Raw genomic sequence first — 26,014 nt, 5'->3', positions numbered from 1 at the left:
AGCCGGGAGGCTTCTCAGGACAATCGGATTCCACCCACGTGGCGATCAGATCCCGGCAGAACACCGTGACGGTTCCGGGCCGGAATGCGATCTCATGACTGCACCCATCAGGACGAGGAAGGATCTCGTCAAGGATCACCACGCTGCGTGGCCCGCCCTGGGACGGCACGGCGATGTCGAGTGTGAAGCTCGAAACTCCCTCGTAGCGGATGAGCAGGTCCTCTTCATGCTTCCAGCAGCTGTGCTTGAAAGCGATCTCCGCGGAGGTCTCCCCGTCGACCTCTCCGAACGAGATCCGCTCCAAGACGAGGTCTTTCACGCACCGCGGACCATGGAAGTCGTAGTGGTGGGGATCGGCCGCGAACGTCCGAGCACCTGCCGGCAACGCGTCGGCGAGTTCGGGAAGCCGCCTCAGATACTCGGCCGGGTCGATGACACCGTCGACGACACCGTCGGGCAGACTCATCGTCGCATCGAGGTTTACGTATTTCATACGGCGCTCACATCCGGGATCGTACAGACGCGGCCGATGCGGGACATATACGGAACGATCTTTATCGAATCATCGACGGCCTAGGGCATGGCCGCAGGTGGCCGCAGTCTGGGACCTTCAGCCTCGGAGCGCGTCATCTCCCGAAGCCGGAGGGGAGGGGTTCACCCCCTGGCTGTTCGGCACCTTCACCGGGCGTCGAGTTCCTGCATGCTCCAAGCGAACTGCAAGCAGCCGGCACCAGGCTGGATGTCACAGGTACCGGGAGGCCTGTCGTGTGGTCCCCGATCCGCGTCCGCGTGACAAGAAGAGACATGGCTGATTCGGAACACGAGTCGTATGTGCCCAGAAGGCTTTCCGGCCCCACAGATGATCCACCACGTGAGGAACCGCGAGGCTGCCGCCGGATCCCCGCGATACTCACCACAGCCGTGATCGTTGTCCTGGCCGCCCTGGTGGGGATCACTTTTTCGAACAAGCCCACGGCCGGTGCCGGCAACCGGTCGACCACTCAGTGCGTGGACACGAGCTCACCTCAGGCTGACAGCCCCCATCGAATCGTTGACCGTCGCGAGTGTGAGAACGACAAGGACGGCTCACAGGGCGGCCGGTACCGCTGGCAGAACCATGGTACGAGTTCCGACTCCGGCCGGGACCGCGGCGTTCTACGTCGAATCGGCGACTTCATCGGTTACCTGCTCGGCGGGGGCGGTAAGCGCCACTGAACCCCGTCGGTTCGTACTGCTGCCTTCCCGGGCATTGCCGGAAGAACCGCGTCAAGATTGTCCCGGCAAGTACGCCGGACCGCTGGCCGGGAATCTAGGAGAGTTTCCAGAGCGCCGCGGTGGCGTCGTCGTGGGTCTTGGCGCGAGGCCACCGGGAGCCGTCCGGATCGTCGTGCTCGGCCTCGCGGACACGGCGGATCAACTCGGCGGGGCCTGGATCGTCCAGCAGGTCGAGGATCTGGCGCCAGGTGGTCAGGTGGAATCGGGCGGCGAGCCGGGATGCTCCGTCACTGAGCAGCGCGGCGGCGCGTACCTTCTCGGTCGGGAGGGTGCCGGTGAGAGCCTGTTCGGCGGCGAGGGGAGCGACCGCGGCGACCCAGAACCCGCCGTCGCGGTTGCGGTGATCGCGCAGTGCCTCCACATACCGCCGGTGGGCCGCGGTGTGCTCGGGACTGCCGGAGGGCAGGGCGTCCATGGCCGCCCGGTGGGCCGCACCGACCCGTGCCTCTCGGTCATCGCAGACGACCAGCGGTTCGGCCGTGCCGAGCACGTCCAGCACGAGGACGGAATCGGCCAGGACGAGATAGTCCAGCGCGTCGGCTGTCCGGCGGAGTACGACGACGGTGGCCGAGGGGGAATCGGGATGGTTGAGGTCGCAGACGAAGTCGTGCAGGGAGGCCACCGTCTTGATGGCTTCGGCCAGGATCTCCGTTAGCGCCTTGTCGTCCTGGACCAGGGCGGTGATGAGGGTTGAGCCGAGCGACTGCGTGTACCAGGCGACGCCGTGAGCACACCCCGATTCCGAGTCCGCCGGGGCGCCGGCACCATCGAGCAGGACGACGGCGTTCGGCGTGGCGGCGACGAAATCCTCGTTCGGCCGCCCGGGGGCCGCTTCGGTGGCGAAGGTCACGCGCATCTGATGCAGGTCTCCTCGTGACGGCAGAGCGGACTGGCCAGTCCCGCTCTGACCGGTTCCCCGACCGCCGGGTCCTATTCCACATGGAACGTCTGTCCGGGGCCGGGTACGAACCGGCTGGACGAATCCGGCGAGTGCGTCGCCGGCCGTCCGGGGCGGTTGACCTGGGCGGAGTGTTTCCCGGGAACTGATGAGGCACCGGTGCCGCGGGAGCACGCGGAACATGCGAGATCGCAGGGTCTCATCCGGTGCGGACGGTAAACCTCCTCTGCCGTTCGGACAGGTCGGCTACCACGCAGGTCGAGCTAGAAGAAGGCGGGAAGGCTCCCGAGCCATTCAGGAGGAACTGTGAACTGGTTGCCGCTCAGGCCGAGTCCGTTCAGGGTGGTGAGATTCCCCAGTGACTCCGGCAGGGAGGTCAGCCGGTTACCGCGCAGGTCGAGCCGGAGCAGGGCCGTGAGGTTTCCCAACGACTCGGGCAGGGCTGTCAGCCGGTTGCGGCGCAGGTTGAGTTCGGTCAGTGCGGTGAGGTTCCCCAGGGAATCGGGGAGGGCTTCCAGTTGATTGTTGTACAGGTTGAGCCGGGGGAGATTGGTGAGGTTTCCCAGTGACTCGGGCAGCGCTGTCAGCCGGTTGTGGCGCAGGTTGAGCTTGGTCAGTGCGGTGAGGTTTCCCAGTGACTCGGGTAGGGCTGTCAGCCAGTTTCTGTGTAGGTCGAGTTTGGTCAGTGCGGTGAGGTTTCCCAGTGACTCGGGTAGGGCTGTCAGTTCGTTGTTGCGTAGGTCGAGTTGGGTGAGATCGGTGAGGTTCCCCAGGGAATCGGGTAGGGCTGTCAGCCGGTTGTGGCGCAGTTCGAGTCGGGTCAGTGCGGAGAGGTTCCCCAGCCATTCCGGCAACGCCTTCGGGCCGCGGCAGGACAGATCGAGTGTGGTCAGGGCGGTGAGGTTCTCCAGCGACTCGGGCAGGGCGGCCGACTGGTTACCGCGCAGGCTGAGTGTGGTGAGAGCGGTGAGCTCTCCCAGCCATTCAGGCAATGTCTCCAGACCGAGCTCGGACAGGTTGAGCGTGGTCAGTGCGGTGAGGTTCCTCAATGACTCGGGCAGGGCGGTCAGCCGGTTGTAACTCAGGTCGAGCTTGGTCAGGTGAGTGAAGTCGCCGAGCAGTTCGGGCAACGCCTCCAGCCCGAGATTGGACAGGTGGAGGCTGGTCGATCCGTTCCGCAGGCGCTTGCGGATCCGCGCGACGGCGATCGTCTGCCCCGTCTCGGACCACATCATGATCTCCCTCCTGTCACGCCGTTCTTCGGCCCGTTCCCTCGGTGCCGCTTCCGTCAGGAGCACTGTCGACGAGGCTAGAGACCGCGACTGGAGGCCGACTTGTAGGTCAGTGGGGGCCTGGTGGTGGGTGATCGCGTTCCGGAATTCCTCGCGACCGACGCGGAGGCAGGTCGGGCCAGGCAGGACATATTTGAGATGTCGATCAATGTCGCGTTTCACGTACGCTCGGATCATGGTGCGAAGTCAGGCGGAAGATGTGGACGGCTACCTCGCCGAGGTGCCCGAGGAACGCAAAGAGGCTCTGATCCGGCTGCGTGAGCTGTGCCGTGCGGAACTGCGGGGATTCACCGAGGTGATGGCGTACGGGATGCCCACCTATGAGCGAGACGACATCGGGGAGATCAGCTTCGCGAGCCAGAAGCAGTACATCTCCTTCTATCTGCTACGCAGCGAGGTCCGCGAAGCCTTCGCGGAGCGGCTGGCAGACCATGACATGGGCAAGGGCTGCCTGCGCTTCCGCGGGCCGGAAAAGATCGACTTTGTGCTCCTCCGGGATCTGCTGCGGGCCACGGCGGCCGGACCGGGCAAGATCTGCTGACTGCCGTGACGCGAGGTCGGCGGGCATCCGCGCACCCGGCCGGTCCGTGTGCTTGCCGGTCGCGCCTGCCTGTGCAGACGGCAGATTCCGCACACCATTCCGGAGAAACGCGACCAAGCCGGTCACCGGCTCCGCCGAGGATCGACCGGTGGCCGCCCGCCGGGGTCCGGCCGCGAGATGCACGGACGCAGACACAACGCCGAGTGCCGGATCGGCCTTCTGGTGATGTCCGTGACCCGGGAGCGCAGCTTGTGGAGGACCTCACTCAGTGGGAACCGTCTCCCGTCTGATCCAGTCGAGGTAGTCGGTGTTGCCGACCACCAGGGGGACCGCGACGATCTGTGGCACCTCGTAGGAGTGCGACTCCCGCACCCGCCGGGCGAGGTCCTCGAACCGCCCCGCGGTGGTCTTCATCAGCAGCAGTAACTCCTCGGAGCGCTGGATCTCGCCCTCCCACCAGTAGACGGACTCGATCGGAGCGATGATCTGGCAGTCGGCGGCCAGCCGCCGGCCCACCACCGCCGAACAGATCCGCTCCGCCTCCTCGCGGCTGCTGGTGGTGACACGAACCTCGACACAGTCCGAAGCATTCTCGACCATGCCGACACCCTGCCGAATCATCCCCATGGGCATCAAGAGCGGCACTCCGCGGTCAGGAGTCCTGAATGTCGTCGATGCAGCTGGATCGACGGCGGCGTGATCACATCAGGGGGCCGGCGGCGCCGAGCCTCGCCGAGGACGGGTTCGCCGAACCCGGCGCGGACATCCGACCGGCGCCGGGTGATCCGCACGGATCCGACCCCGAACCTCGAACCGGAGAACCGGCAGGTCAGTCGTCCACGAGATCCAAGGGATCGAGGGGAGTCGACGGGTCGAACAGCCTGGGCAGCTCGCCCGTGTGCAGCATCTTCAACACCAGGGTCACCGGCCCGTCCTGCTTGATCTTCAACGTGGCCCGCAGCATCGCGCCGTCCCCGGAGCCGACCTCGTCGTGCGTGATGTCCTCGACGAGGTCGGACAGCGGTGTGCCGGACTGCGTCACGGCCTTCGTGGTGAGCTTCCCGGTGAAGGTCTCCTTCACCCCGGTCCCACGCGGCAGCACGCACACGACGTTGACCGCCTGGTCGGTCGTGGCCGCGGGGCGGCGCAGGCCCACGCCGTACAGCGCCACGGCCGTCGGTGCGGGCGGTGCCGTGACCGCGGCGGCGACCACGTCGCCCAGACACTCGGCGATCGCGGCGTGATCGGGGTCGGCTGCCAGGGAGGGGCTGCCGCCCAGGGCGCTTGCCACCGGATCGGCCGAGGCTCCGGACACCAGCACCGAATCGGTCACCACCACCTGGTTGAGCTGGTTGAGCAGACCGAGCTCGCTGGTCAGCGCGCTGTCCGGGTCGATCGCGCCGTCGGCGGCCAGCGTCAGTCCCTGCTGCCCACCGATCGTGCGCGGCTTCGCCCCCAGGGCGGTCAGTTTGGTACGGATGGCCGCCGCGTCCTGCTTGCCGTCGATACGGATCGCGGTATTCGGCGGGTTACCCAAGGAGACGGCCCGGACGGCTCCAAAGACGTCGATTCCGGTTCTCTCGGGGAGCAGCCGCGCGCTGCTGCCGAGCGCGCCGAAGCCGAAGCCGATCGCCGGCAACCAGCGTTCCTCCTTCTTCTCCGGACCGCTCGCGGTGACCACGCCCAGCTCGCGCCAGTGCGTCATCTCTCCGTACTCCAGGTATTCGGCGGCCGGTCCGCCGGCTGACAACGCTTTCATCATCTCGCGCAGTCCGCTGGATTCTCCGGCGCCGGTGACCGGGGAGTCCGAGGCACCCGGGGGCCTGGCACCCGAGGTGGCCGGGGCCGGGTCTTCCGCTCCGCCGCAACCCGCCACGACCAGGCCTGACATCGCAAGGAACAACCCGAGCCCACGCACATTCGGAACCTTGGCCATTGACCGCCCCGGTCGCCGCCGTGAGCAGAGGGTCAGTGCTCTTTTCATGATCTTGTTCCTTCGGCTTTGTGAACGAGATCATTGTCCGGGTCCCCACTGGTGTTTCGGTGAGAGATCACTGCAACCACGGCATTGCAAGCATGTGACAAGTGAAAGCTGGCAGGCTGGGCGACGGACATTCAGGGAAGGGACCTATGTTTGGGATTGTTCGCCCATGCCAGCACGGGATGTGCGGTGGGCTGTTCAAGGAGTGGATGGCGCACCTGTGCGGGCTCTGCCTGGCCCTCAGGGACGAGCACGGGCACGCCTCCAGGTTGGTGACCAACTACGACGGTCTGCTGGTGTCCGTGCTCACCGAGGCGCAGGCGCCGGCTTCCTCCCCGCACCGGCGTGCGGCGGCCTGCGCACTGCGCGGGTTCAAGGGCGCGGACGTCGTCGAGGCCGAGGGGGTACGGCTGGCGGCCGCGGTCTCGCTGATCCTGGCCGCGGGCAAGGTCAGAGACCACGTCGAGGACGGCGACGGCATCTACGCGCGCCGGTTGGTGGCGGCCGGTGCGGGGCGGGTGGCCGATCGCTGGTCGGCCGCCGGATCGGATACGGCCTCCGCCCTCGGGTTCGATCCCGCTCCGCTGCTCGTCGCGGTCGAGGAGCAGACCCGGCTGGAACGCCTGCCGAACCCGAGCCTGCTCCAGCTCACCGCCCCCACCGAGGCCGCGGTCGCCGCCGCCTTCGGGCATACCGCCGTACTGGCCGGCAAGCCGCACAACCGGGAGACGCTGGAGGAGGCCGGGCGTTACTTCGGCCGTCTGGCACACCTGCTGGACGCCGTCGAGGACCTGGCCCGCGACCGCGCCCAGGGAGCCTACAACCCGCTCGTCGCCTCGGGCACCGACCTGGCCGTCGCGCGGCGGCACTGCGACGACGCCGTGCACGGACTGCGTCTGGCGGTGGCCGAACTGGATCTGGAGCGACGCCGTCTGGTCAACGCGCTGCTGGTCAAGGAGACCGGCCGCGCCACCGGACGGATCTTCGGCGAGGCCGAGCAGGAGAGTCCCGAGGCGCCCCCGCGTGATCCGCGGCTGAAGCCGGACCCCGGCGGGCTGCTGTCGCTGCTGTGCATGTCGGCGGCCTGCTGCACCTGCGGGCTGTACCGGCCGCCGTGGGACGAGGATCGCTACAAATCGTGCGGTGAGCGCTGCGACCCCGGCGGCTGCGACGGCTGCGGGCAGTGCTGCGAGGGGTGCTCGGGTTGTTCCGACTGCTGCTCCGGTTGTTCCGACTGCTGCAACTGCAACTGCAACTGCGACTGCTAGGGCACGTCGTCGAAGTGTCACAGTCGCTTGCCTTCGGGCAGGCGGCCTTGGTCGAAACGGGAGAGCTGGTGGGACGATGACGGACGACAATCTGCGCTTCGCCTCGGCGGACGAGTTCGCCGCCTGGCTGGAGGCGAATCACCGAACCGCCCGCGAGGTCTGGGTCGCCATGCCGAAGAAGGGTACGGCGGTGCCCTCGATCACCAGAGTCGAGGCCCTGGAGGTCGCCCTGTGCTATGGCTGGATCGACGGCAAGTCCTTCTCGGGAAACGTGCCGGACGGCTGGTGGGCCCAGCGCTTCTCACCGCGCAGGCCCCGTAGCTCATGGTCGAAGATCAATTGTGTCAAGGTCGAAGAGCTCGTCGCCGCCGGTCGGATGCGGCCGGCCGGGCTCGAACAGGTCGAGCTGGCCAAGGCCAACGGCCGCTGGGCCGCGGCCTACGCTCCGTCGAGCGCGGCGGAGAGCCCGCCTGATCCGCCGGCGGCGCGATCCTAGCGGGGCCGGTACCTTCTGGTGGGTGAAACCGGTGTTGGGAGTCGACGCGTGAGCCAGTCCGGCAAGGTCCTCTACGTCATCGTGTGCGCCGCAGGCGGCGCCGGCGACGTGGGGCGTCTCGTCAACCTCGCCCAGGAGGCGGGCTGGGCCGTCCAGATCGTCGCCACCCCGTCCGCGCTGGACTTCATCGACGTCCCCGCCCTGGAAGAGCAGACCGGCCGCCCCGTCCGCAGCCGGTACCGCAAGCCGGACGAGCCCAAGCCGCCGAGAGCCGATGCGATCATCGTCGCTCCCGCGACCTACAACACGATCAACAAGTTCGCCCAGGGGATCGCCGACACCTACGCCCTCGGCCTCCTCGCCGAAGCCCCCGGGCTCGGTATCCCCGTGGTCGTACTGCCTTCCGTCAACGGCGGCCTCGCCTCCCGCGAGCCGTTCCGCCGGAGCGTCGAAAGCCTTCGGGCCGAGGGCGTCCCCGTCCTGCTCGGCTCCGCTGCCGGAGGCGGGGAAGCGGAAAGCCATCCCTGGGCCCTTGCCCTCGAAACCCTCGAAGGAATCGAGCGGCTCCGTCGCGAGAGCGCGGAAGCGGCGATCCCGGAGGAGGGCCGACCGTAGATCGCCGCCCGGAAACGATCACACGCGGGGATCCGGTGCCGTGTGCCGTGTCGATTCCCGGGCACTGTCACGTACCGGCGATCGTCACGGGACGCGGTATGCGCGGTGCGAATCGCCATTGATTTTCGTGACCACGGTCCGCTTTAAATATTTTTCAAGTGGTCCATTCAGATACGACGGAGAACCCCCTTAGAGTGATCACCGGAAAGAGGTGATGATCTGGAGGGCTCGGGAAGACAGCGGTTCGGTGTGGTGGTCGATCCCGGTCTGTCCCCGGAGATCGCGGGTCTGCTCCGTGCGAATCCAGTGCTGCTGGCACGCATGCGAGCAGGTTGGAGGCCGCCGGAAGAACCGCGGGAAAAATCCGCGGCTCCTCTGGCCGTCGGCGGCATGCTCGCCGCGGTCGGCCTTTTGCTGGCGCTCTCCTTCGGCTGGGGGGCCATGGCCGTAATCCCGCTGCTCACCGTGCTCGCATGGTTTCTTTCCGCCGCGATCAGGGCCACGGGGAATGTCGAGGAGAGCGTTACCCCGGAGCGGGAACTGTACGGTCTCGCGCACCGCTACCGGGATTCCTATTTCCTCTTCGACGACTTCGACACCGATGCGAGGAACCTGCTTGCCCGGACGCGGGCGGCGGTCGGCTCCGTTCTGCGATCACGCGTCAACACCGAGGGATTGCTCGACGTCGCGCGAAACGCCGTCATGCTGCCGCCGCAGGAATGGGAGATCGCGCGCCTGCTGGCCAAGCTCTCCTCCCTCCGGAAGGAACATCGCGATCTCATGCGTGGCGGGGTCACCCGGGAGGTGGCAGCCGCGGTGAAACCGCTGGAGCGAGCACTCGCCGGCAGCGAGGGCGCCGTCATCGCGAAGGTGGAGGCGCTGGAGCGGTACGCGGCCCATGTCGCCGACGCCGAACGCGCCTACCGGGCCCGTGACCAGATCGAGGCGTTGGTGGAACGACTGCCCCGCTATGAGGAACTGCTCGCCGAGGCGGGGGCCGACGCCCTGAGCATGCCGGAGATCGGGTATCTCACGGGCGAGGCCGGCGAACTGGAGCAGGCGTTGCGCGCGAGCATTGATTCGGCACACGAGCTCTTCCTTCATCTGGACGGCCAGGAGCGGTCCGGATGAAGGTCACCGGGTCCTGCCACGAAGGGGCGTGAGAAAGGTGCCCACCGGCACGGTCATTTGACGACCATCGGCGCCGATCCGCGGTTGGCGGAACCATATCTACAAGATTTATCCCACATCGCCCGCTTGCTCCATGGATTCCATAATGTCGGCGATCATGCGAATTGCCATGGTTTCGTCATTGGTTAGATGGTTGATGTAGTCGGCCAGCAGAACGAGGGTCGCTTCCAGAGCGTTCATCTCGGCTTCGGTCCAGGGGCCGTACTGCTTGCGCCAGAGCGTCGGGCTCAGACCGATGGCGCTGGCGGTCAGCATGCCCGCCATGGCGGGGATGGCCTCGGGCTTGACACTTATGGTCATCTTGCGCATGCTGCCGATGACGTAGGGCACCACGGATTCGACCACGTCACGGTCCTGCTCCTCGTGGGCCTGGCGCAGCCACTCCATGTACAGGTAGACGAGCGTGCAGGCGCCGTCGAGCACGTCACTGGCGTCTTCGCTGGAGAAGGATCCGAAGAACTCGTCGATCAGTTCTCGCTGCTTGGGGTCGGCCTGCGAGATGCCCTCGCGAATACGGGTGAGAAGCGAGTCGACGTAGAGCAGCGCGGTCCCTACATCACCAACCGGGGCATATTCCGGGTCAAAGGAAGAAAACATCGCTACCTCGCTTGGGGCTTGATATCCGGCCTGCCATACCGGGTGGTTGCGGCAACGTCTCTGTCGAAAAATACTCCCTCAGGAAGCGCCGCAAGGCGGATATTCGGGCAACCGAGTAGGTGAGGATCAGGGCACAATCCCGAAAACACGATGATCTCCAAAGTGTTCGGGACGGATGATCTTCCAGGCCGGGTCGGGCCGGGCCGCGGTCGCGTCGTCGTGGATTTTCGCCCGATGCCGCGGGGAGCCGTGGGAGCCGGTGTGTTCGGCCTCGCGGACCCGGCGGATCAGCTCGCCGAGGGGCCTCGCGTCAGGTGGCCGACCCGAGCCGGACAGGTGAAGGTCGCGGACGAATCGCCGGCGCCTCCGTCGCGGATCCGCGGTCAGGGGTCCTCGTCCGGCAACGCGCCGGGCCGGGCCGGGAGTGCGATCGGCGGGCGGAGACGTGGGCGCACGCGCCGAGCGCGAGCGGGTGCGCTCGGCGCGAGGGGTCCTCAGTACGAGGGGTCCGAAATGGACTCGGCCCGGTAGATGTCCATCGGCTCCTCGCCGTCCTCGTCCACGCCCACCTTCCTCAGCCGCAACGTTCGGCTGCCGATTTTCAGGGAGCGTTCACCATTGATCTCCGTGGACGCGAACACCGTGACCGAGTGACCGTGCATATCGCGTACCTGGTCGTATTCCGGTCCGTCAGGAATGTCGAGCTTGATGCGCCTCGTCTGGAACGTCACTCTCCCAGTGTGAAAGCCCCGGCTCCGAAAATCGATCGCGCGCGCAATGATATTTGGCATCGGTTTCAACCGGATGGTTATGGCGGTCTGCCCGGGACGACGCTCCCGCGGCGGGCGGGGAGCTACGGCAGCGGATCGATCTCAAGGTTCTGGTCGTACTGGACGAGCTCGGCCCCGCGGTCCGTGAGGATGGGCCATCGGGTGGCGCGGGCACACCAGATGACGTGTCCGGCCGTGATGTCGCGCGATCCGTCGAGGATCTCCGCGATGTCCCCGACCTTCCCGTGTGTGAAGTCATCGATCTTCACGCCGGGTGTCGTGACGAGCTCGAACAGCTCCACCTGGGTGGAGATCGGGGAGATGGACAGGACGGCCGCGAGGCTGGTCGCCGGGACGCATATCCCGCCACCACGGAAAAGGCACATGGCGGCGACACTTCTGGAGTATTCGGTCTTCGCCACCGCGATGTCGACCAGCGCGCTCACGTCGAGCACTCGACCGGGAAGCACGGCTCAATGCCTCCTGAACGGGCGAATGCCGATCTGGCCCCACTCCGCCTCGGAGATCTGGTCGACCCCGAGGGATTCGGCTGCCACGTCGAGGTCTTCTCGGTTCAGGTTCCAGCGGTGCATCAGGGTGATCACGTGGGGTTTGTTGCCGATCTCTCGCTGGACCGCCGTGTGGATCACGTCGACGAGGCGGTTTCCGGTCAGCCGTGCCTTACGAGAGAGTGCCTCATAGTCCGCTTTATCCAGCTCTATAGTGATAGAGGTTTCGGGAGCTGATGTGCTGATGGTCTTCTGTCCTTCTCTGAGCTGAAGATGTGCCAGCCAGAGCGGAACCGAATCCGATTCATGTCTGGCGCCATCTTGATCATTCGCTGATGGTTTTTCCGATCCTGTGCCGTCTCGCCTTGCCGGCATGGAGTGGGCCATAAGCTCGACAGTAGCTGTGAATTGCGGATTATGGCAGCACTTCTACATGACTTCGATGGCAGGTGCGAGGGGGATTCCCGGTCGCGTGCCGGTTGTCGTCCGCGTCACCTGCCTTTCCGTACCCCGAGATCGCGTCTCATCTCCGGTGGGGACATCGCCGGTTTCGGACATCCCCGGGACTACGCGTATCTCTACGCAACCAAGCGTATCCACATATGTGCATATGTGCAGGTCCCAAATTCATTATTCAAGGAAACCTGATGGCTGGGTGGGGGTGGATGGGCCTGGAGCGGGATCGGAGGGGGCTGAGGTGGGAGTGGCGGTGCCGCAGAATCCCGCGGCCCGCCGCTGCTCGGCTATCTGGTCGACCGGTTTCCGGTACTCCGACTGCTCCTCGGGTGGCGGCTCGTACCGCCACGAGTCGCTCTCGAAGACGAAGCCGAACTCCGTCGTCTCGCCGAGCCGGCTGGCCCGGACTATGGCGGTGTCGCCGGTGATCGCGACATCGGCGATGGTGAGCGGGGAGTTGGCCACGAGGGGCGGGCAGAGGCCGAACAGCCTCGTGTACTCCTCCCGGGTGATCAACCCCTGTGCCCGGGTGGTCCACAGGTCCCAGAAATCACCGTAGGAGCCACTGCTGTACGCGTCGAGCGCCGGCTGGGCGGCCTGGCGGACCGAGGCCTCCGAGTGCTCGGCATCGGGCGTTGGAGCCGCGACCGGCGGTGAGGAGGGTGGGTTGAGCACCATGAACACGGTGATGACGGCCCCGATGGCCATACCGAGGGCCATGACGACTATCACGGTCAGCCCGCGCCCCGTCTCGCCCCGCGGCGGCTGACCGTACTGCGGCGGAGGCGGATAGCCCACGTGCGGTCTCCGAAGGGCCGACAAGAGCGGATGAACGTGATCATAATCCCCGCAGCTCGCGGCTGGCCACGGGCGCCGCCCACATTAGGAAGAAGGGGACATGATTCGCTCGTGATCCAAACGATCGGTACGGCCGTCGCCGTCTTCGCCGGCACCAACGTGGACGACATCATCCTGTTGACCGTGCTGTTCCTGACATCCCGGGCGGGTGGTGTTCCGCGCCCATGGCAGATCGTCGCCGGTCAGTACACGGGCATCGCCGCCCTGGTGGCCGTCTCGGCCGTAGCGGCCCTCGGGCTCGCGGTGCTGCCGGACCGCTGGGTGGGGCTGCTCGGCCTGGTGCCGTTCGGCATGGGGGTGTGGGGGCTGGTCAGAGCAGGAAGGGGTGGTGACGGTGAGACGTCACGGGTCGCCTCCGGCCTGCTCTCGATCGCGGGGGTGACCGTCGCCAACGGCGCCGACAACATCTCCGTCTACACCCCGCTGTTCCGCACGATCGGTCCGGCAGCCAGTGCCCTCACGATGGCGGTGTTCGCGCTGCTTGTCGCGGTCTGGTGCGCGGCGGCCTCCTGGCTCGGGTCGCACAGGAAGATCATCGAGCTGGTGGAGCGGACGGGCGCCTGGCTGGTGCCCGTGGTGTTCATGATTATCGGTGTGGTCATTGCGGCGGAGTCGATATTTAGATAAATATGGACAATTCGCCCGAATTTGGGGCAGGTGTATCGGGGAATTAATCATTATGCGAGACCATTTGCGCTTCTATCGGCATCGATGGTTCAAGGCGTGGATCGCCATGATCGTTCTATCCTTCTCGCTCATCGCCATGATGCAGGCGGCCGGCAACCAGGCGGTCATGCCCGCGGCCTTCTTCTACGGGGCCGCGGCCGGGCCCATCGCGCTCCTGCTCGCCATCCACGACCGTATTCATATCGCCACCAGCGTGCCGGCCATGACGCTGATGGGGATGTTCCTGTTCGGCGGGGGCGTCGCCCTGTTGCTCGGCGGTTATTTCGACTCGCTTTTCATCTCCCAGAAGAACAGCACCTCGATCCTGCGGGTCGGATGGATCGAGGAACCCGCGAAACTCGTCCCACCTCTCGCGGTCGCCCTCACCGGGCGCCATCTCACCAAGGCCGCGGGGGTCGCACTCGGCCTGTCCTGCGCGACCGGATTCACGATCATGGAATCGATGGCCTACGCCTGGAAGAGCATCGCCAACAACGGCGGTGCCGTCGGTGCGGGCACGATTCTCCTCATACGCGGTCTCACCACCCCATTCAGCCACCTCGTCTGGACCGGTCTGGTGTGCGCGGTGGCCTTCGGGGCCTGGCAGATCAGAGGCCGTGCCGTTGTCACCATCCCCATCATCGCCGCCTTCATGACGGCGGCCCTGCTCCACTCGCTCAGCGACGGCCTGCTCATTCTGGACATCCCCCAGCCCGCCCGCCTGCTCTTCCTCGTTGTCGCCGCGGCGAGCTACTGGCTGTTCCACCGGGCCACCCGCGACCTGAGACCACAGGCCGCCCCGGCCACCGAACCTTGAGATGTTCCACGTGAAACGTCACAACTGGGAGAGCAGCCACCGGGGACCGGCGACCTCGGCGCCCAGTTCGGTGACCCGCTCGCGTAGCCCCCGGTCGGCGGTGACGACCAGGATGCGCTCCCACGGGCGGGCGTCCCGCACGGCCTGGACGACCGCGTCGTCCCCGCTTCCCGGTGCGGCGATCACGGAGACGCCGGACACCGGAGGGGTGTCCCGGGCGGCCCCCTCGACGATCGCGGTCACCCGGGGGAACCAGCGCGCCAGGGCCGGGATCTGGCCGGGTACGGTCCACAGGCCACCGGCGGCGTGCGTGCCGACCTCGGTGAGCAGCCTGGCCGCCGCGCCGGCGCGGTCCCTCCACCAGCCGTGCTCGGCGCGGGCGCCCACGATGTTGGCGATGTCGAGGACGATGAGGGAGGGGGCGAGCGCGAGAGCGATCACCGGCCAGGTCTCGGCGAAGCCGGGGTGAAGTTTTTTGGCGGTGACCTCCTCGGCGGGAAGCCAGCGCAGGTCGGCGCTCTCACTGTTGCCGGGAACCGCTTTCAGCAGTTCCACGGCCTCGGTGATCACTGTCTCGAAGGACCAGCCGCCGTGGTCGTCGAGGTAGACGCCCTGGATCCGCAGGCCGGTGCTGTCCAGCGTGGCCTCCTCGAACGCCTCACGCAGGGCGGCCGTGACGGTGTCCTCGTGGCTGTCGCGGGCACCGCCGGGCAGTCCCCAGGTGCCGCCGTGGTGGCTCCAGAGGGAACGCTTCTGCATCAGGATGTGCGGCTTCCCCGTGGCGTCGTGGTGGACGGCGAGCAGCCCGGCCGCCCCGTACACGCCCCAGTGCCGGTGCCCGCGCTCACATTGGGCCCAACCATCCCCATCCCTGGCCGCCATGGACCAATGATGCATCAGCCTGGTCCGGCGGCACCGGACCGGGTCGGCCTTCCCGCCCGTGCTCCCGGCGACCTGTCGCAGGTCAACGCTCGCGGGTGAGGGGCCGCGGCGCACCTCGTGGAAGCGGACAAGCCTTCCGCTGACGGTCAGAAATACCTCTATATCGGCTATGCCAGATCCGCAATACTTACGCGTACCCCGGCCCCCGCTAAAGGGCTCGCATGAAGTCGAGCGCGTTCTCTATGCACATTCGCCCGTTGCGCCCGATCCGTGCGTTCGCAACCGTTGCCATCACCCTGATCGCTCTGGTCACCATCGTGTCCGTGGGCCTGTCGGGGCTGCGGATCCTCTACGAGGGGGACCGGCTCTGGCGACTGGTCTACGAGTGGGAGGCCCTGTACACGCTCCTCCTCTCCCCGGCCGTCCTCCTTTTCCCGATCCTCTGCCTTTTGGCGGGAATCGCCTTCGTATGCTGGCTGTTACGCGCCCGCGCCAACTCGTACGCGATCTCTCCAGGGGTCTTTCACGTGTACGCCGCGCCGTACCTGGTGCTCGGCTGGATCCTCCCCATCGTCGACCTGTTCGCCCCGAAGGGGATCGTCGACGACATCCTGGCCACTTCCCGGCCAGGTGGCCTGCGACCGGGGAGCGACCTCTTCAGGGCCCGCCGCTCGGGTCTGGTCTGGGCATGGTGGCTGACGTGGGTGCTGTGGCCGTAGTCGATCTCCTCGGCTTCGAGCTCCTGGAGGACAGGCCGCAGGGGGAGGGAGGGCGCTGGGTGACGGTCCGCCCACGAGGCCCGCGGGAGACGGCGCTCCTGCTCGCGCGTGCCGACGGTCCCGAGCAGGAGGCCCGCGTCGGCGACCGGACCGGCGGCAGGGCCGGCCTGTTCCTCCACACAGACGACTTCGCCCGCGACCACGAGCGGATGCCGGCGGCGGGCGTCACCTCCGAGGAGACTCCGCGGCACGAGCCCTACGGCACGGTCGCCGCCTTCCAGGACCTGTACGGCAACCGCTGGGATCTGGTTCAGCCCCGCCTCTCACCCGCGTACGGCTGAGCCTCGCCGACCGGATGACCGGTCGGACCCGGACGGCCGCCGCGCGGCCCCGTGCTCGTGTCCTCGCCCGGCTACCCGCGTTCGGCGGGTGCGGAGGCGACCTTCGCGTCGAGGCGGTTGGCGTACAGGCTTGTGGCCGTGACGGTGGCCAGGACCGCGATGATGACGCCCAGCGAGACCGGAGTGGGGATCTCCGGGATCCACGTCCAGACACCGTGCGCCCAGTGCAGGACGAGCTTGATCCCGATGAAGGCCAGGATGATGCCGAGTCCGTGGTTCAGGTGCCGCAGTTTCGCCAGGAAACCCAGGAGGACGAAGTAGAGCGCGCGAAGGCCCAGGAGGGCGAAGGCGTTGGTGGCGAAGACGAGGTAGGGGTCCTCGGTCACGCCGTACACCGCGGGCACCGAGTCGACGGCGAAGACGATGTCGGTGGCGAAGACGGCCACGATGGCCAGCGCCAGCGGGGTCAGGGCACGGCGGCCGCCCTCACGAACGACCAGGTGGGAACCACGGTAGTCGTCGGTGACCGGCATGAAGCGCCGTAGCAGCCGGACCGTGCGCATGGAGGAGATGTCGACCTGCTGCTCCGTCCCGCTCAGCGCGTCCTTCATGATCTTCACGGCGGTGACGATCAGTATCCCGCCGAACAGCAGGAACGCCCAGGTGCCGCTCTGCAGGACGGCGGCCCCCAAAGCGATGAAGATCGCCCGCAGTACCAGCGCCCCGATGATGCCGTACAGCAGGACCCGCTGGGCCAGGGCGACCGGGACAGCGAAGGCGGACAGCAGCAGCATGAACACGAACAGGTTGTCCACCGACAGGGACTTCTCCACCACGTAGCCGGTGAAGAACTCCACCGCCACGCCGGACCCGAAGACCCCCCACAGATAGACGCCGAAGATCAGGGGCAGTGCCAGGTAGAAGACCGACCAGCCCACAGCCTCGCGCATCCGTACCTCGTGCGGCCGCCGGGTCAGTATGAAGTCCACGGCGAGCAGCAACAGCAGAGCGGCCACGGTGATGGTCCACAGTTGTGGCGAACCGATCGTTTCAAGACTGGCTGCTGACAGGAATGCCTCGGTGGGCATGAAACCTCCTCGAACGTGCTTGGCCGTTCGAGGTCTCCTTCACCCACACTGTGCAGGTGGCCGCCCGGGGACGTTATGAAACGTCCGTACTGACCGGATCGACTCTTGGGAAGTACTCCCCTCGTCGTCCCAGATTAGGGCAGTCGCCGGATGGTCCTCTACTTCGGGTCGCTGTCGGGGTCGGATCCGCACAGATGGTGGAATCAGCCACCTCGATCGGCGACACGGCCACCGAGCACGGGGAGACCCGGCGGAGTGGCCCCGCCCGCACCGGCCGGACGGTCACGGCGGCGGGAGCAGGGGGACGAGACGCCGGGCCACGGGCCTCAGCCGCCGCCCTTGCTGAAGTGCTGGTAGTCCTTGATACCTGACCAGTAACCGCCCCATTCCCAGCCTTTCGCCTGGAAGGCCTTGACCACCCGGTCGCCCGGGTTGATCACACCGGGGGCCTGCACCGGGCGCTTGGCGAACTTGCGGGCGTTGCTGTGCGCCACCGAGCCGTTCGACGAAACGTACGGGTTCTCGCGCGGATTGATGTCGATGGCCCGGCCGTAGGCGTGCTTGGACCAGCTGCTCGATCCCGTCGCCGGGCGGCAGTTGAAGGCCGAGGTGTTGTTGGCGTCGATCGAGTCGAAGTCGTCGCCCTTGTAGACGTCGACGAGCTCCATCTTGTTGATCGGCCAGCGCCAGTCGTACAGGCGCCGGAAGATCGAGACGATGTCGTCGACCGCGCTCTTGTTCACCACCAGTTCGCCGGTGTGCGGCTTGTCGTCGAAGCCCCAGTAGGTCATCGTGATCAGCCGCAGGTCGCCGAGCGGGACCGGGCAGCCCGGCCGCCAGGAGTATTCGAGCAGCTGACGGGTGACAGGGGAGATCTTCGCGGAGAACTTCGGCGGGCCTGTCGGGGTCGGTGTCGCGGTACCGGGTTCCGGTGTCGTCGTCGGTGTCGTCGTCGGTGTCGTCGTCGGGGTCGCCGTCGCGGCGGCCGGCTCCGATGCCGCCGAGGTCGGCCGCGCGGACGACGTGGGCTGGACCGGCACGGACCGGGAGCCGGCCGTGCCGCAGGAGGCGGCCGCCAGACAGCCGACGGTCATCGCGAGCGCCGCCCGGGTACGGGCCGTGAATTTAGATCTTGCCACGTGCCGCCTCCCATCAAAACGGACAAAAGGGACAACAGTTCATTGTAATTGATCAATTACCCAAGGTGGCGGGCGATCGCGGCGGTGATTCACTCATTGGTGATCATGGAATCCGTCGGTCGGGGGTGCCGTTGACCGTGGCCACCGGCTCCCGGTATCGCGCGAGTCGTGCTCGGTGTGGTCCCGTGGCACCGACTCCGGGGTGCGCTCCTGTGCGTCGACGATGAGCGCGAGGATCCGGGCCACGCCGTCGCGCACCCCGGCCGACGCCCTCTCCGTGATCAGGATGTCGGCCTCGTGCCAGGCGGTCGGATCGAGTTCGCCGGCCCTCTCCCGGAACTCGCCGCCCATCTCGCGCAGGGAGGCGCGGAAGTCGTCGTAGAGACGGTAGCCACTCCGGGTGCGGCCGCGTTCGGGAAGCACCCCGATGTCGGAGTGGGAGCGGATCGTTTTCACCGGCGGACCGGAGAGTCTGGCGAGCTGTCCGATCGTGTAGCTCATGCGGTCATTATTCCGTTGAGTCTCCAGTAACTGGAGATTTTAGGTTGCCGGACATGTCGAAGAAGAAGGTCAGCAGGACCGCCAAGCTCCAACTCCCGGCCGGTGAGGCCGGCCCCGCCGCCGTGGGCAAGGACCTCGGCCCGCTGGGACTGAACCTCATGGAGTTCTGTCGCCGGTACAACGCCGCCACGCAGGACCGGCGGGGATTCGTGGTCCCCGTCGTCGTCACCGTGTTCGAGGACCGCTCGTTCGAACTGGCGATCAAGGTGCCCACCACGGCCTCGCTGATCCGCCGGACGATCGGTCTGGACGGAGGCAGCCCCCGCCCGGGGCATCAGGCGGCGGGCACGATCACCCGCGCGCAACTGCGGGAGGTCGCCAGGAGCAAGATGCCCGATCTCAACACCGCGGACCTGGACCAGGCCGAGAAGATCGTCGCCGGCACCGCGCGTTCGATGGGGCTGACCGTCCGGGACTGAACGCTCATGGCCGACGAGACGACCCGCCGGCCGTTCTTTGAGGCCGGAGTGGCTCCGGGGCCTGTCCGTGGCGCGGCTTACGCCCCGATCTGTAGCTGCTTGGCACGCGAACCCGGGTTCCTTGGGAAGGCTTTTCATCGAAACGTATCGCGCCTGTGTTCGAACCCGCGCTACAGTCATGGGCACGGGATCGAACACGGGTTCGGGCTGACGTCCTCCCAGGTGAAGGGGTGTGCCATGGCGATGCTCGCGACACACGCTCCGTTTCCTCGGGTGCCGGTGGAGCGCGGTGCGACACGCCGTAGCTCTTTCTACGGAAATCTAAGCCGACCGCTATATCCCGTCATAAAGTCCGAGAGCGTGGACCCCGTGCGCAATCCCTACGCTCCAGGTGCCGGACAGCGCCCCCCAGAGCTCGCCGGCCGCGACCGTGAGCTACAGCAGTTCGAGATCGTCCTTGAGCGGGTGGCCCGCGGGCGCCCCGAGCGCAGCATGGTGGTCACCGGGCTGCGCGGCGTCGGTAAGACCGTCCTGCTCAACACCTTCAAATCGATGGCCATGCAGCGGCTGTGGGGCACCGGGAAGATCGAGGCCAGGCCCGACCAGTCGATCCGGCGTCCGGTGGCCGCCGCCCTGCACATGGCGGTCCGCGAGCTGGCCCCCAGGCACCGGGCACCCGAGCGCATCGAGGAGTTCCTCGGCGTGCTCAAGGCGTTCGCGATGCGCGACCCGTCCGCGGCCAAGGGCACCTCGCACTGGTCGCCCGCGATCGACGTGCCCGCGGGGCGGGGACGCGCCGATTCCGGGGATCTGGAGATCGACCTCACCGAGTTGTTCGTCGACGCCGCCGGGGTCGCCACCGATCTGGGTGTCGGCATCGCGTTGTTCATCGACGAGATGCAGGATGTGCAGGCCCCCGACGTCTCGGCGCTCTGCGCGGCCTGTCACGAGCTCTCCCAGAGCGGCGGCCCGTTGATCGTGGTGGGTGCGGGGCTGCCGCACCTTCCCAGCGTGCTGTCGGCCAGCAAGAGCTACTCTGAGCGACTCTTCCGCTATGCCAGGATCGACCGTCTCGACCGCGACGCGGCCGACCTGGCGCTCATCGCCCCGGCGGAGAGCGAGGGCGTGGAGTTCACCCAGGACGCCCTGGACGCCCTCTACGTGGCGGCGGACGGCTATCCCTACTTCGTCCAGGCGTACGGCAAGGTCGCCTGGGACCTGGCGCTGCGCAGCCCGATCACCGCCGACGACATCAGGGTCTCCGCGCCGGAGGCCGAGGAGGAGCTCGCGGTCGGCTTCTTCGGCAGCCGCTACGAGCGGGCCACCCCGGCCGAGCGCGACTATATGCACGCCATGGCCGCCATCGGTGACGAGCCCGTCGCCACCGCCGAGGTGGCCGAAGGGCTCGGCCGTAAACCGTCGAGCCTCTCTCCGGCCCGAGACAGCCTCATCAAGAAAGGCCTGATCTACAGTGCGGAGCGAGGGCTGATCGCGTTCACCGTGCCGCACTTCGGAAAGTTTCTGCGATCCCAACCGGTCTGAGCGAACAATTGTTCGATATACTATGGGGGAGCTCCTAGCTCTCTATATGGCTCTCTAGTGGGGAAGCTAGAGAGCCATATAGAGCCCAATCCTGTGTCTCGGGAAGCGCTGTCTGACCGCGGACAGGGCCTAAAGGAATCTAGGGTTCTCTAGCATCAGGCCGATACCGGCAGAGATTCCGGAAGAGACGTGGTCTCCACCGGACGCCCGTCGGAGCCGACCATGGCAACCCGCACCGCCGGATGGCGCCCGCTCAGATAGACCGCGAAGACCACGTCGACGGGGTCGCCCGCGTGGCTCTGTCCCGGGTAGACGAAGAACCGCCAGCACAGCTCCCGCCAACTGTCGACCGGCTCCGTGCTCGTCAGCCGGCCGGTGTGCGAGCGCCAGACCGTGCTCGACCGCAGTCGGCCGAGCGCGGTGGCCGGGTCGAAGCGGCGCTGCTCACAGGGGGCCCGGTAGCGGAGCCTGGCGACCGCCTCCTCGATCTCCGGCGAGAGCGCGGCGAGCACCAGCAGTCCGGCGATCACGGAGGGCAGGTGCGTCCACGTCATACCGGCGATCGCCTCCCAGCCGGAGATCTCCGGAGTCAGCAGCAGCCCCGCGGACATGGCCGTCAGCACCATGGTGCGGCCCAGCGATCGCCGTCCCACCGGTACCGCACTGACCTCGCCGAAGCATCCGCACCCCACGTCCGGGCGCCGGCGCCGCAGTTCCCACAGGACATAGGTGGACACCGCGAAGAACGCGACGACCGCCCACCGGAAGAACGGCCGGCCACTCACCAGCAGGCCGCACGCCAGGAACAGCTCGCCGAACGCGCAGACCAGCATCATGTGCTTACGCCAGCGTTCGGGCACCAGCACGGCAGGCCCCAGCCTGCTCAGCATGCCGGGTTCGGCCTCGCGCACGACGGTCCAGACCTTCGCGACCGTACCTGCGGCCAGCAGCAGGAGCAGGACCGGCAGTTGTCCGGCGGCGATCGTCGTCAGCATCCGTGTCACCCCATTCCAAGTCTGGCGTTGAAGCATCCGGCGGTCAGGTCTCCACCGAGCTCCACGAAGGAACTCGGTGACAGCTCAAGAATCCGGCCGCGAGGGGAGGTGCCGCACTCCAGGCACCGGTCGCAGAACCGGCCGGCCAGACAGCCGCACGCCACGATCGGCAGGACCGAGGTTCGCCCGGCGCACACGTTGCGTACGTTGAGCATCGAACCCAGCGACAGGTACGGCAGCCCGGTGCAGGACACTCCGGTGTCGTCGCACGCGGCATCGGACCGCTCCAACATGGGATAGGCCACCCCCTGCTCCCCGCAGTCGAAGGTGTCCGACCAGGTGGCCGTGCCCGAGATCCGCGACTGCGTGCCGCTGTAGCCTGGCGGAGGCGTCGGCACGGCCTTCCACCGGTAGGGCGGCTGCGAGGTCGCGGGCAGTCGAGCCTGTGCCACGCCGTCCTCGCGGACCCCGATGGCGTCGAACAGGTAGCCGGGTTCGAACTGCGGATGCCTGACCCGCAGGCGTCCCGAGGCGCGGTAGGGGATGACGATCGTACGCCGCCCGCGGTGCGGCCCGCAGTACAGCTCCACGGAGTGGTCCTTGCCCTTCGCGTCGATCGACTGGATCACACCGGTGATCCTGGTGATGTCCGCCCAGATCCGATCCACGACCCGGCCGGCCCGCAGCGCTCTGATGATCACGTTGGAGCCCACGGGAAGGTCTGCCGGAGGGACGGCCTCGCCACGCCAGGCGGTCGCCCACGGTGCGATGACGAGCCGCTCCTCGTGGCCGTCCGGAGTGTCGATGACGATCAGGTGTGGGCTGACGTCGAGGATCGCACCGCTGACCGAGTGGAAGGACTCACCCTCGACGGGGAGGGGGCCAGGCTCCTGCGCCGCCCGGCCGAGCGCGGCTGCCGCCAGTGCGCGGCGGCGATCGGCGCTGAGATAGGGCATCGTCGCTCCCCAGGTTCTGCGAGGTGTCGCAGTCAGCGTCACACGCTTCGCGGAGTCTCGCTGTCCGCTCCACCAATAATCACGGCAGGTGTCCAACCAGGTACTACAGTTCCCCTCCTTGGTAGAACGCATTGGTGTCCACTCGATGACAAACCGCTATCTAGTATCTCTTGCGTGCTCCGTCGCCCATCGAAGCCGATCTTTACCGTTGATGGGATGAAACATAGATTTCGGTTCAGCCGCAGTATGGGTTCGGGCTGCGATTCTGGCCACCATACGCACCTGGAGCACAGGCTGGTGATCACGGTGGCCGGCGGGACCGATGAGGAGTTCCGCGAGTATGTCGTTGCTCGCGGCCCGGCGTTACTGCGTGCCGCCTACCAGCTCACCGGGAATCCGAGCGACGCCGAGGACCTGCTGCAGGTGGCACTGGTCAAGACCTACCTCGCCTGGGACCGTATCCAGGACCACGCCGCCCTGGACCGCTATGTGCGCCGGACGATGGTCAACATCAACATCTCCTGGTGGCGGCGGCGCAAGCTGGAGGAGTATCCGTCCGAGGAACTTCCCGAACCGATGCTCGCGGGCGGCCCCCACCTGCCCGAGCGGGTCGAGCAGGCCCTCGACCGGCTGCCCACCCGGATGCGGACCGCCGTCGTCCTGCGTTACTACGAGGACATGACCGAATCGGAGATCGCCAAGACCCTGGGCATCAGCGTCGGGACCGTCAAGAGCACGGTCTCCCGGGGAATGGCCAAGCTCCGCGGCGACCTCACGCTCTCCGACCCACGGGAGTTGGAGCATCGGGTTTAGCGCCTGTCCCCTGGATCTTTCGCCCATCGCGATCAGGTGGGGCCTCGCTACAGTGAGATCCGCGGGACAACGCCCGAACCGGTCCGCCCGAACGTCGACCGGAGCCCTCCCGGCCAGGTGAGAGTCGGAACCCCACGGTTCTAGCCATGGGAAGACGGGACGGACTCGGTTTCCGCTCCCGCGGTGGCACACGGCCGTACGGCGTCGCGAATGATTCTGAGAGTGTCGAGGAAGATGCTGAGCTGCTCGGAGGAGAGCAGGCCGGTGAACCAGGTGTCGATGTCGATCAGGTGCCGGGGGAGGATGCCGCTGAGCCGGTCGGCGCCGGCCTCGGTGAGGACCGCGTAGGAGGCCCGCCTGTCGGTGGCGCACGCCTGCCTCATGGCCAGCCCCTCGCGCTCCAGCCGGTCGACGACCCGGGTCATCCCGCTGGTGGACAGGCTCGTCTGCGCCGCCAGGTCGCTCATCCGCAGCCGCCGTCCCGGCGAGCGCGCCAACCTGATCAACGTCTCAAAGTCGATCTCTGAGAGCCCCGCGGTCGCAAAGGACTCATGTGTCTTGGCTGAGATGCCGGTGTAGACCTCTGCCAGGAGGCCCATCGCCGTCAGCCGGGAGTCGTCAAAGGGGATCACGTTCACACTCTATCCGAAGGTAGTTGACGAGAGGAATATTCCTCGTGTAGAAATCTGTTGCTGCAATCATCTACTCAGCAACCTTCTCATCGGGAGCACAGCATGACCACTCGGACCTGGGAGAACCTTCAGATCCCCGCCGCCGGAACCTTCGCTCTGGACGTCGCCCACACCCGGATCGGCTTCGTCGTCAAGCACATGATGGTGAGCAAGGTCCGCGGCCACTTCGGCGACTTCTCCGGCACCGTCACCATCGCCGAGAACCCCCTGGACTCCTCCGCGGAGCTCTCGATCAAGACCGCGAGCATCGACACCGGTGTCGCGGACCGCGATGGCCACCTGCGCAGCGACGACTTCCTGTCCGCCGAGAAGTTCCCCACGATCACCTTCCGCAGCACCCGTGTCGCCGGCCACTCCGGCGACGAGTTCACTCTCGTCGGCGACCTCACCGTCCGCGACGTCACCAAGCCGGTCGAGCTCACCGTCGAGTACGGTGGCGCCGGCACCAACCCGTGGGGCCAGGACGTCTGGGGCTTCTCGATCACGACCGAGATCGACCGCGAGGAGTTCGGCCTGACCTGGAACCAGGCGCTGGAGACCGGTGGCGTCCTGGTCGGCAAGAAGATCAAGATTGAGATCGAGGGCGAGGCCAACCCGGCCGCCTGATCTCCGACACCACTCGGGACCCCTCCCGCCCCTTCGGGCGGCGAGGGGTCTCAGCATGTCCGCTTGTTGAGATGTAGCGTCTCGCAAATCGGGAATCCACAGGATTCCCGTCGAGCCCAGCTGGGGACTCCCTGGTTTGTCCACAGGGGTGGTGAAAGTTATCCACCGCCTGTGGACAACTCTCGCCCAACCCTTGCCCGTGATGTGATCACCAACCGCTTTGCCGCCTCGCCGGATGGCCGGTACTCTGTCCTGAGCCGAACGGTTACCAGGAGGCTTCGCCTAGTCAGGTCTATGGCGCCGCACTGCTAATGCGGTTTGGGTTTACCGCCCATCCGGGGTTCAAATCCCCGAGCCTCCGCAGTTCAGAGGCCCTCTCCCGAGGATCAGGAGAGGGCCTTTTTGATCTCTGAACCTTGTCAGGGTCGCAGTTCTCAGCCATCGCCCCGGAGGGCGGCTCCCATCCGGGTGCTCGCGTCCTGCATCAAGGCGCCGGCCACGTGGGTGTAACGCTCGGTGGTGGTCACCCGCGCGTGGCCGAGGATCTCCTGTACGACGCGGATATGCACACTTTGCTCCACAAGGAGCGTTCCGGCCGTGTGGCGAGCGTCGTGGAGCCGCGCGTCACGGACACCCGCTCGCTTCAGAAGCGCCTTCCACGCCTTGTAGTCCTCGCTCCGTTCCATCGGCTTGCCGTGCCGGGTGGCGAACACGAGATCGGGATCGTTGGCCACCGGTGCGTCGATCAGCGTCGCGACGTTCTTGGCGACCTTGCTCCGGCGAACCGCGATCTTCAGTGCGCGGGAGAGGACGCGATGGACCTTGAGCACTGTGCTGGGCGAGAGTCCGCTTTCCAACATGGTCGAATACGCCTGGTTGAGGTGCTCGGGGGTGAGCTTGTCAAGCGGCGGCGCGGCGCGCCGCCGTACCCCGCCCGCCGGCCGGGCGTGCGGCCTGGGGGCCGGTCCCGGCCGGCGGCGGGACGCCGGGCCGGCCGCCGCACGCCAGCCCCGCCGCACCAACCCAACGCA

The 26,014-nt window shown here is 67.0% G+C and carries 31 protein-coding genes and 1 tRNA gene; 15 read left to right on the top strand and 17 right to left on the bottom strand.

Annotated features, from left to right (window positions below; translation table 11 throughout):
• Positions 1-94: 94 nt before the first annotated feature.
• Positions 95-577 carry a hypothetical protein gene (locus ACFQVD_RS31045; protein WP_364159084.1) on the top strand — a complete coding sequence of 161 codons (483 nt, stop codon included), beginning with the start codon at positions 95-97 and terminating at the stop codon, positions 575-577.
• Positions 578-1,309: 732 nt separating this feature from the next.
• On the opposite strand, the gene ACFQVD_RS31040 is transcribed toward ACFQVD_RS31045, so the two are convergent.
• A complete protein-coding gene (locus ACFQVD_RS31040) occupies positions 1,310-2,131 on the bottom strand; it encodes a protein phosphatase 2C domain-containing protein (protein WP_343970843.1) in 822 nt (273 codons plus the stop codon).
• A gap of 305 nt (positions 2,132-2,436) precedes the next feature.
• The gene (locus ACFQVD_RS31035) at positions 2,437-3,408 is read right to left on the bottom strand and encodes a leucine-rich repeat domain-containing protein (RefSeq protein ID WP_343970846.1); all 972 of its coding nucleotides are present in this window, start codon (positions 3,406-3,408) and stop codon (positions 2,437-2,439) included.
• 232 nt (positions 3,409-3,640) lie between these two features.
• On the opposite strand from ACFQVD_RS31035, the gene ACFQVD_RS31030 reads away from it, so the two are divergent.
• Positions 3,641-4,006, top strand: a complete 366-nt coding sequence (locus ACFQVD_RS31030; protein WP_343970849.1) for an iron chaperone — start codon at positions 3,641-3,643, stop codon at positions 4,004-4,006.
• A 261-nt stretch (positions 4,007-4,267) separates the two neighbouring features.
• Here ACFQVD_RS31030 and cutA read toward each other — a convergent pair whose 3' ends face one another.
• Together cutA and ACFQVD_RS31020 are read right to left on the bottom strand one after the other, a co-directional pair.
• Entirely contained in the window at positions 4,268-4,606 is a 339-nt protein-coding gene (gene cutA / locus ACFQVD_RS31025) for a divalent-cation tolerance protein CutA (protein ID WP_343970852.1), read from the bottom strand.
• Positions 4,607-4,835: 229 nt separating this feature from the next.
• Entirely contained in the window at positions 4,836-5,897 is a 1,062-nt protein-coding gene (locus ACFQVD_RS31020) for a hypothetical protein (RefSeq protein ID WP_343970855.1), read from the bottom strand.
• Positions 5,898-6,136: 239 nt separating this feature from the next.
• Between ACFQVD_RS31020 and ACFQVD_RS31015 the strand changes: the two genes are divergently transcribed.
• The 4 genes from ACFQVD_RS31015 to ACFQVD_RS31000 all read left to right on the top strand — a co-directional run bounded on the left by ACFQVD_RS31015 (position 6,137) and on the right by ACFQVD_RS31000 (position 9,497).
• Complete coding sequence (locus ACFQVD_RS31015) at positions 6,137-7,255, top strand: DUF5685 family protein (protein WP_343970858.1); 1,119 nt, start codon at positions 6,137-6,139, stop codon at positions 7,253-7,255.
• 76 nt (positions 7,256-7,331) lie between these two features.
• Positions 7,332-7,751 carry a YdeI/OmpD-associated family protein gene (locus ACFQVD_RS31010; RefSeq protein WP_343970862.1) on the top strand — a complete coding sequence of 140 codons (420 nt, stop codon included), beginning with the start codon at positions 7,332-7,334 and terminating at the stop codon, positions 7,749-7,751.
• Positions 7,752-7,799: 48 nt separating this feature from the next.
• A complete protein-coding gene (locus ACFQVD_RS31005; RefSeq protein WP_343970865.1) occupies positions 7,800-8,366 on the top strand; it encodes a flavoprotein in 567 nt (188 codons plus the stop codon).
• 390 nt (positions 8,367-8,756) lie between these two features.
• On the top strand, positions 8,757-9,497 hold the full coding sequence (locus tag ACFQVD_RS31000; protein ID WP_343970869.1) for a hypothetical protein: 741 nt from the start codon (positions 8,757-8,759) through the stop codon (positions 9,495-9,497).
• A gap of 108 nt (positions 9,498-9,605) precedes the next feature.
• Here the strand turns inward: ACFQVD_RS31000 and ACFQVD_RS30995 are convergent, their stop codons facing one another.
• From ACFQVD_RS30995 to ACFQVD_RS30975, 5 genes are all read right to left on the bottom strand, one after another.
• Positions 9,606-10,154: a hypothetical protein gene (locus ACFQVD_RS30995; RefSeq protein WP_343970872.1), complete on the bottom strand. Its 549-nt coding sequence runs from the start codon at positions 10,152-10,154 to the stop codon at positions 9,606-9,608.
• 494 nt (positions 10,155-10,648) lie between these two features.
• On the bottom strand, positions 10,649-10,885 hold the full coding sequence (locus ACFQVD_RS30990) for a hypothetical protein (RefSeq protein ID WP_030921016.1): 237 nt from the start codon (positions 10,883-10,885) through the stop codon (positions 10,649-10,651).
• A 122-nt stretch (positions 10,886-11,007) separates the two neighbouring features.
• Positions 11,008-11,394, bottom strand: coding sequence for a hypothetical protein (locus ACFQVD_RS30985; RefSeq protein ID WP_343970877.1), 387 nt, complete (start codon positions 11,392-11,394; stop codon positions 11,008-11,010).
• Positions 11,395-11,397: 3 nt separating this feature from the next.
• Entirely contained in the window at positions 11,398-11,820 is a 423-nt protein-coding gene (locus ACFQVD_RS30980) for a hypothetical protein (RefSeq protein WP_343970880.1), read from the bottom strand.
• 243 nt (positions 11,821-12,063) lie between these two features.
• Positions 12,064-12,687: a hypothetical protein gene (locus ACFQVD_RS30975; RefSeq protein ID WP_343970883.1), complete on the bottom strand. Its 624-nt coding sequence runs from the start codon at positions 12,685-12,687 to the stop codon at positions 12,064-12,066.
• A 111-nt stretch (positions 12,688-12,798) separates the two neighbouring features.
• On the opposite strand from ACFQVD_RS30975, the gene ACFQVD_RS30970 reads away from it, so the two are divergent.
• A complete protein-coding gene (locus ACFQVD_RS30970; protein WP_343970886.1) occupies positions 12,799-13,374 on the top strand; it encodes a cadmium resistance transporter in 576 nt (191 codons plus the stop codon).
• 106 nt (positions 13,375-13,480) lie between these two features.
• A complete protein-coding gene (locus ACFQVD_RS30965) occupies positions 13,481-14,230 on the top strand; it encodes a PrsW family glutamic-type intramembrane protease (RefSeq protein WP_343970889.1) in 750 nt (249 codons plus the stop codon).
• An 18-nt stretch (positions 14,231-14,248) separates the two neighbouring features.
• Here ACFQVD_RS30965 and ACFQVD_RS30960 read toward each other — a convergent pair whose 3' ends face one another.
• Positions 14,249-15,112, bottom strand: a complete 864-nt coding sequence (locus tag ACFQVD_RS30960; protein WP_343970892.1) for an NUDIX hydrolase — start codon at positions 15,110-15,112, stop codon at positions 14,249-14,251.
• Positions 15,113-15,369: 257 nt separating this feature from the next.
• Here ACFQVD_RS30960 and ACFQVD_RS30955 point away from each other — a divergent pair, with 257 nt between their 5' ends.
• Both ACFQVD_RS30955 and ACFQVD_RS30950 read left to right on the top strand, forming a co-directional pair.
• Positions 15,370-15,831, top strand: a complete 462-nt coding sequence (locus tag ACFQVD_RS30955; protein ID WP_343970895.1) for a DUF4328 domain-containing protein — start codon at positions 15,370-15,372, stop codon at positions 15,829-15,831.
• The gene (locus ACFQVD_RS30950; protein ID WP_343970898.1) at positions 15,822-16,172 is read left to right on the top strand and encodes a VOC family protein; all 351 of its coding nucleotides are present in this window, start codon (positions 15,822-15,824) and stop codon (positions 16,170-16,172) included. Before ACFQVD_RS30955 ends, ACFQVD_RS30950 begins: the two co-directional genes overlap by 10 nt.
• A 71-nt stretch (positions 16,173-16,243) precedes the next feature.
• Here the strand turns inward: ACFQVD_RS30950 and ACFQVD_RS30945 are convergent, their stop codons facing one another.
• From ACFQVD_RS30945 to ACFQVD_RS30935, 3 genes are all read right to left on the bottom strand, one after another.
• Positions 16,244-17,260 (bottom strand): TerC/Alx family metal homeostasis membrane protein, encoded by a 1,017-nt coding sequence (locus ACFQVD_RS30945; RefSeq protein WP_343970901.1) that lies wholly within the window; start codon positions 17,258-17,260, stop codon positions 16,244-16,246.
• Positions 17,261-17,586: 326 nt separating this feature from the next.
• Positions 17,587-18,399: a M15 family metallopeptidase gene (locus ACFQVD_RS30940; RefSeq protein WP_343970904.1), complete on the bottom strand. Its 813-nt coding sequence runs from the start codon at positions 18,397-18,399 to the stop codon at positions 17,587-17,589.
• A gap of 93 nt (positions 18,400-18,492) precedes the next feature.
• Complete coding sequence (locus ACFQVD_RS30935) at positions 18,493-18,900, bottom strand: MerR family DNA-binding transcriptional regulator (protein WP_343970907.1); 408 nt, start codon at positions 18,898-18,900, stop codon at positions 18,493-18,495.
• Positions 18,901-18,953: 53 nt separating this feature from the next.
• On the opposite strand from ACFQVD_RS30935, the gene rplK reads away from it, so the two are divergent.
• Together rplK and ACFQVD_RS30925 are read left to right on the top strand one after the other, a co-directional pair.
• The gene (gene rplK / locus ACFQVD_RS30930; RefSeq protein WP_343970910.1) at positions 18,954-19,379 is read left to right on the top strand and encodes a 50S ribosomal protein L11; all 426 of its coding nucleotides are present in this window, start codon (positions 18,954-18,956) and stop codon (positions 19,377-19,379) included.
• A 369-nt stretch (positions 19,380-19,748) separates the two neighbouring features.
• Positions 19,749-20,921: an AAA family ATPase gene (locus ACFQVD_RS30925; RefSeq protein WP_245651820.1), complete on the top strand. Its 1,173-nt coding sequence runs from the start codon at positions 19,749-19,751 to the stop codon at positions 20,919-20,921.
• Positions 20,922-21,076: 155 nt separating this feature from the next.
• On the opposite strand, the gene ACFQVD_RS30920 is transcribed toward ACFQVD_RS30925, so the two are convergent.
• Positions 21,077-21,916: a MauE/DoxX family redox-associated membrane protein gene (locus ACFQVD_RS30920; RefSeq protein WP_343970915.1), complete on the bottom strand. Its 840-nt coding sequence runs from the start codon at positions 21,914-21,916 to the stop codon at positions 21,077-21,079.
• 5 nt (positions 21,917-21,921) lie between these two features.
• Complete coding sequence (locus tag ACFQVD_RS30915; RefSeq protein WP_343970918.1) at positions 21,922-22,872, bottom strand: hypothetical protein; 951 nt, start codon at positions 22,870-22,872, stop codon at positions 21,922-21,924.
• A gap of 246 nt (positions 22,873-23,118) precedes the next feature.
• On the opposite strand from ACFQVD_RS30915, the gene ACFQVD_RS30910 reads away from it, so the two are divergent.
• Positions 23,119-23,685 (top strand): SigE family RNA polymerase sigma factor, encoded by a 567-nt coding sequence (locus ACFQVD_RS30910; RefSeq protein WP_386274402.1) that lies wholly within the window; start codon positions 23,119-23,121, stop codon positions 23,683-23,685.
• Between the two features lie 140 nt (positions 23,686-23,825).
• On the opposite strand, the gene ACFQVD_RS30905 is transcribed toward ACFQVD_RS30910, so the two are convergent.
• A complete protein-coding gene (locus ACFQVD_RS30905; RefSeq protein WP_386272775.1) occupies positions 23,826-24,317 on the bottom strand; it encodes a MarR family winged helix-turn-helix transcriptional regulator in 492 nt (163 codons plus the stop codon).
• Between the two features lie 102 nt (positions 24,318-24,419).
• Here ACFQVD_RS30905 and ACFQVD_RS30900 point away from each other — a divergent pair, with 102 nt between their 5' ends.
• Positions 24,420-24,983 (top strand): YceI family protein, encoded by a 564-nt coding sequence (locus tag ACFQVD_RS30900; RefSeq protein ID WP_343970924.1) that lies wholly within the window; start codon positions 24,420-24,422, stop codon positions 24,981-24,983.
• Positions 24,984-25,254: 271 nt separating this feature from the next.
• Positions 25,255-25,344: transfer RNA gene (locus tag ACFQVD_RS30895), tRNA-Ser, on the top strand.
• A gap of 73 nt (positions 25,345-25,417) precedes the next feature.
• On the opposite strand, the gene ACFQVD_RS30890 is transcribed toward ACFQVD_RS30895, so the two are convergent.
• The gene (locus tag ACFQVD_RS30890) at positions 25,418-26,002 is read right to left on the bottom strand and encodes a tyrosine-type recombinase/integrase (protein ID WP_386272774.1); all 585 of its coding nucleotides are present in this window, start codon (positions 26,000-26,002) and stop codon (positions 25,418-25,420) included.
• Between the last annotated feature and the right edge of the window lie 12 nt (positions 26,003-26,014).

It is taken from the genome of Streptosporangium amethystogenes subsp. fukuiense (assembly GCF_042665875.1).
Taxonomy (GTDB): domain Bacteria; phylum Actinomycetota; class Actinomycetes; order Streptosporangiales; family Streptosporangiaceae; genus Streptosporangium; species Streptosporangium fukuiense.
Note: the sequence above shows the minus strand (reverse complement) of the source record. Positions and strands in the feature narration are given on the sequence as shown.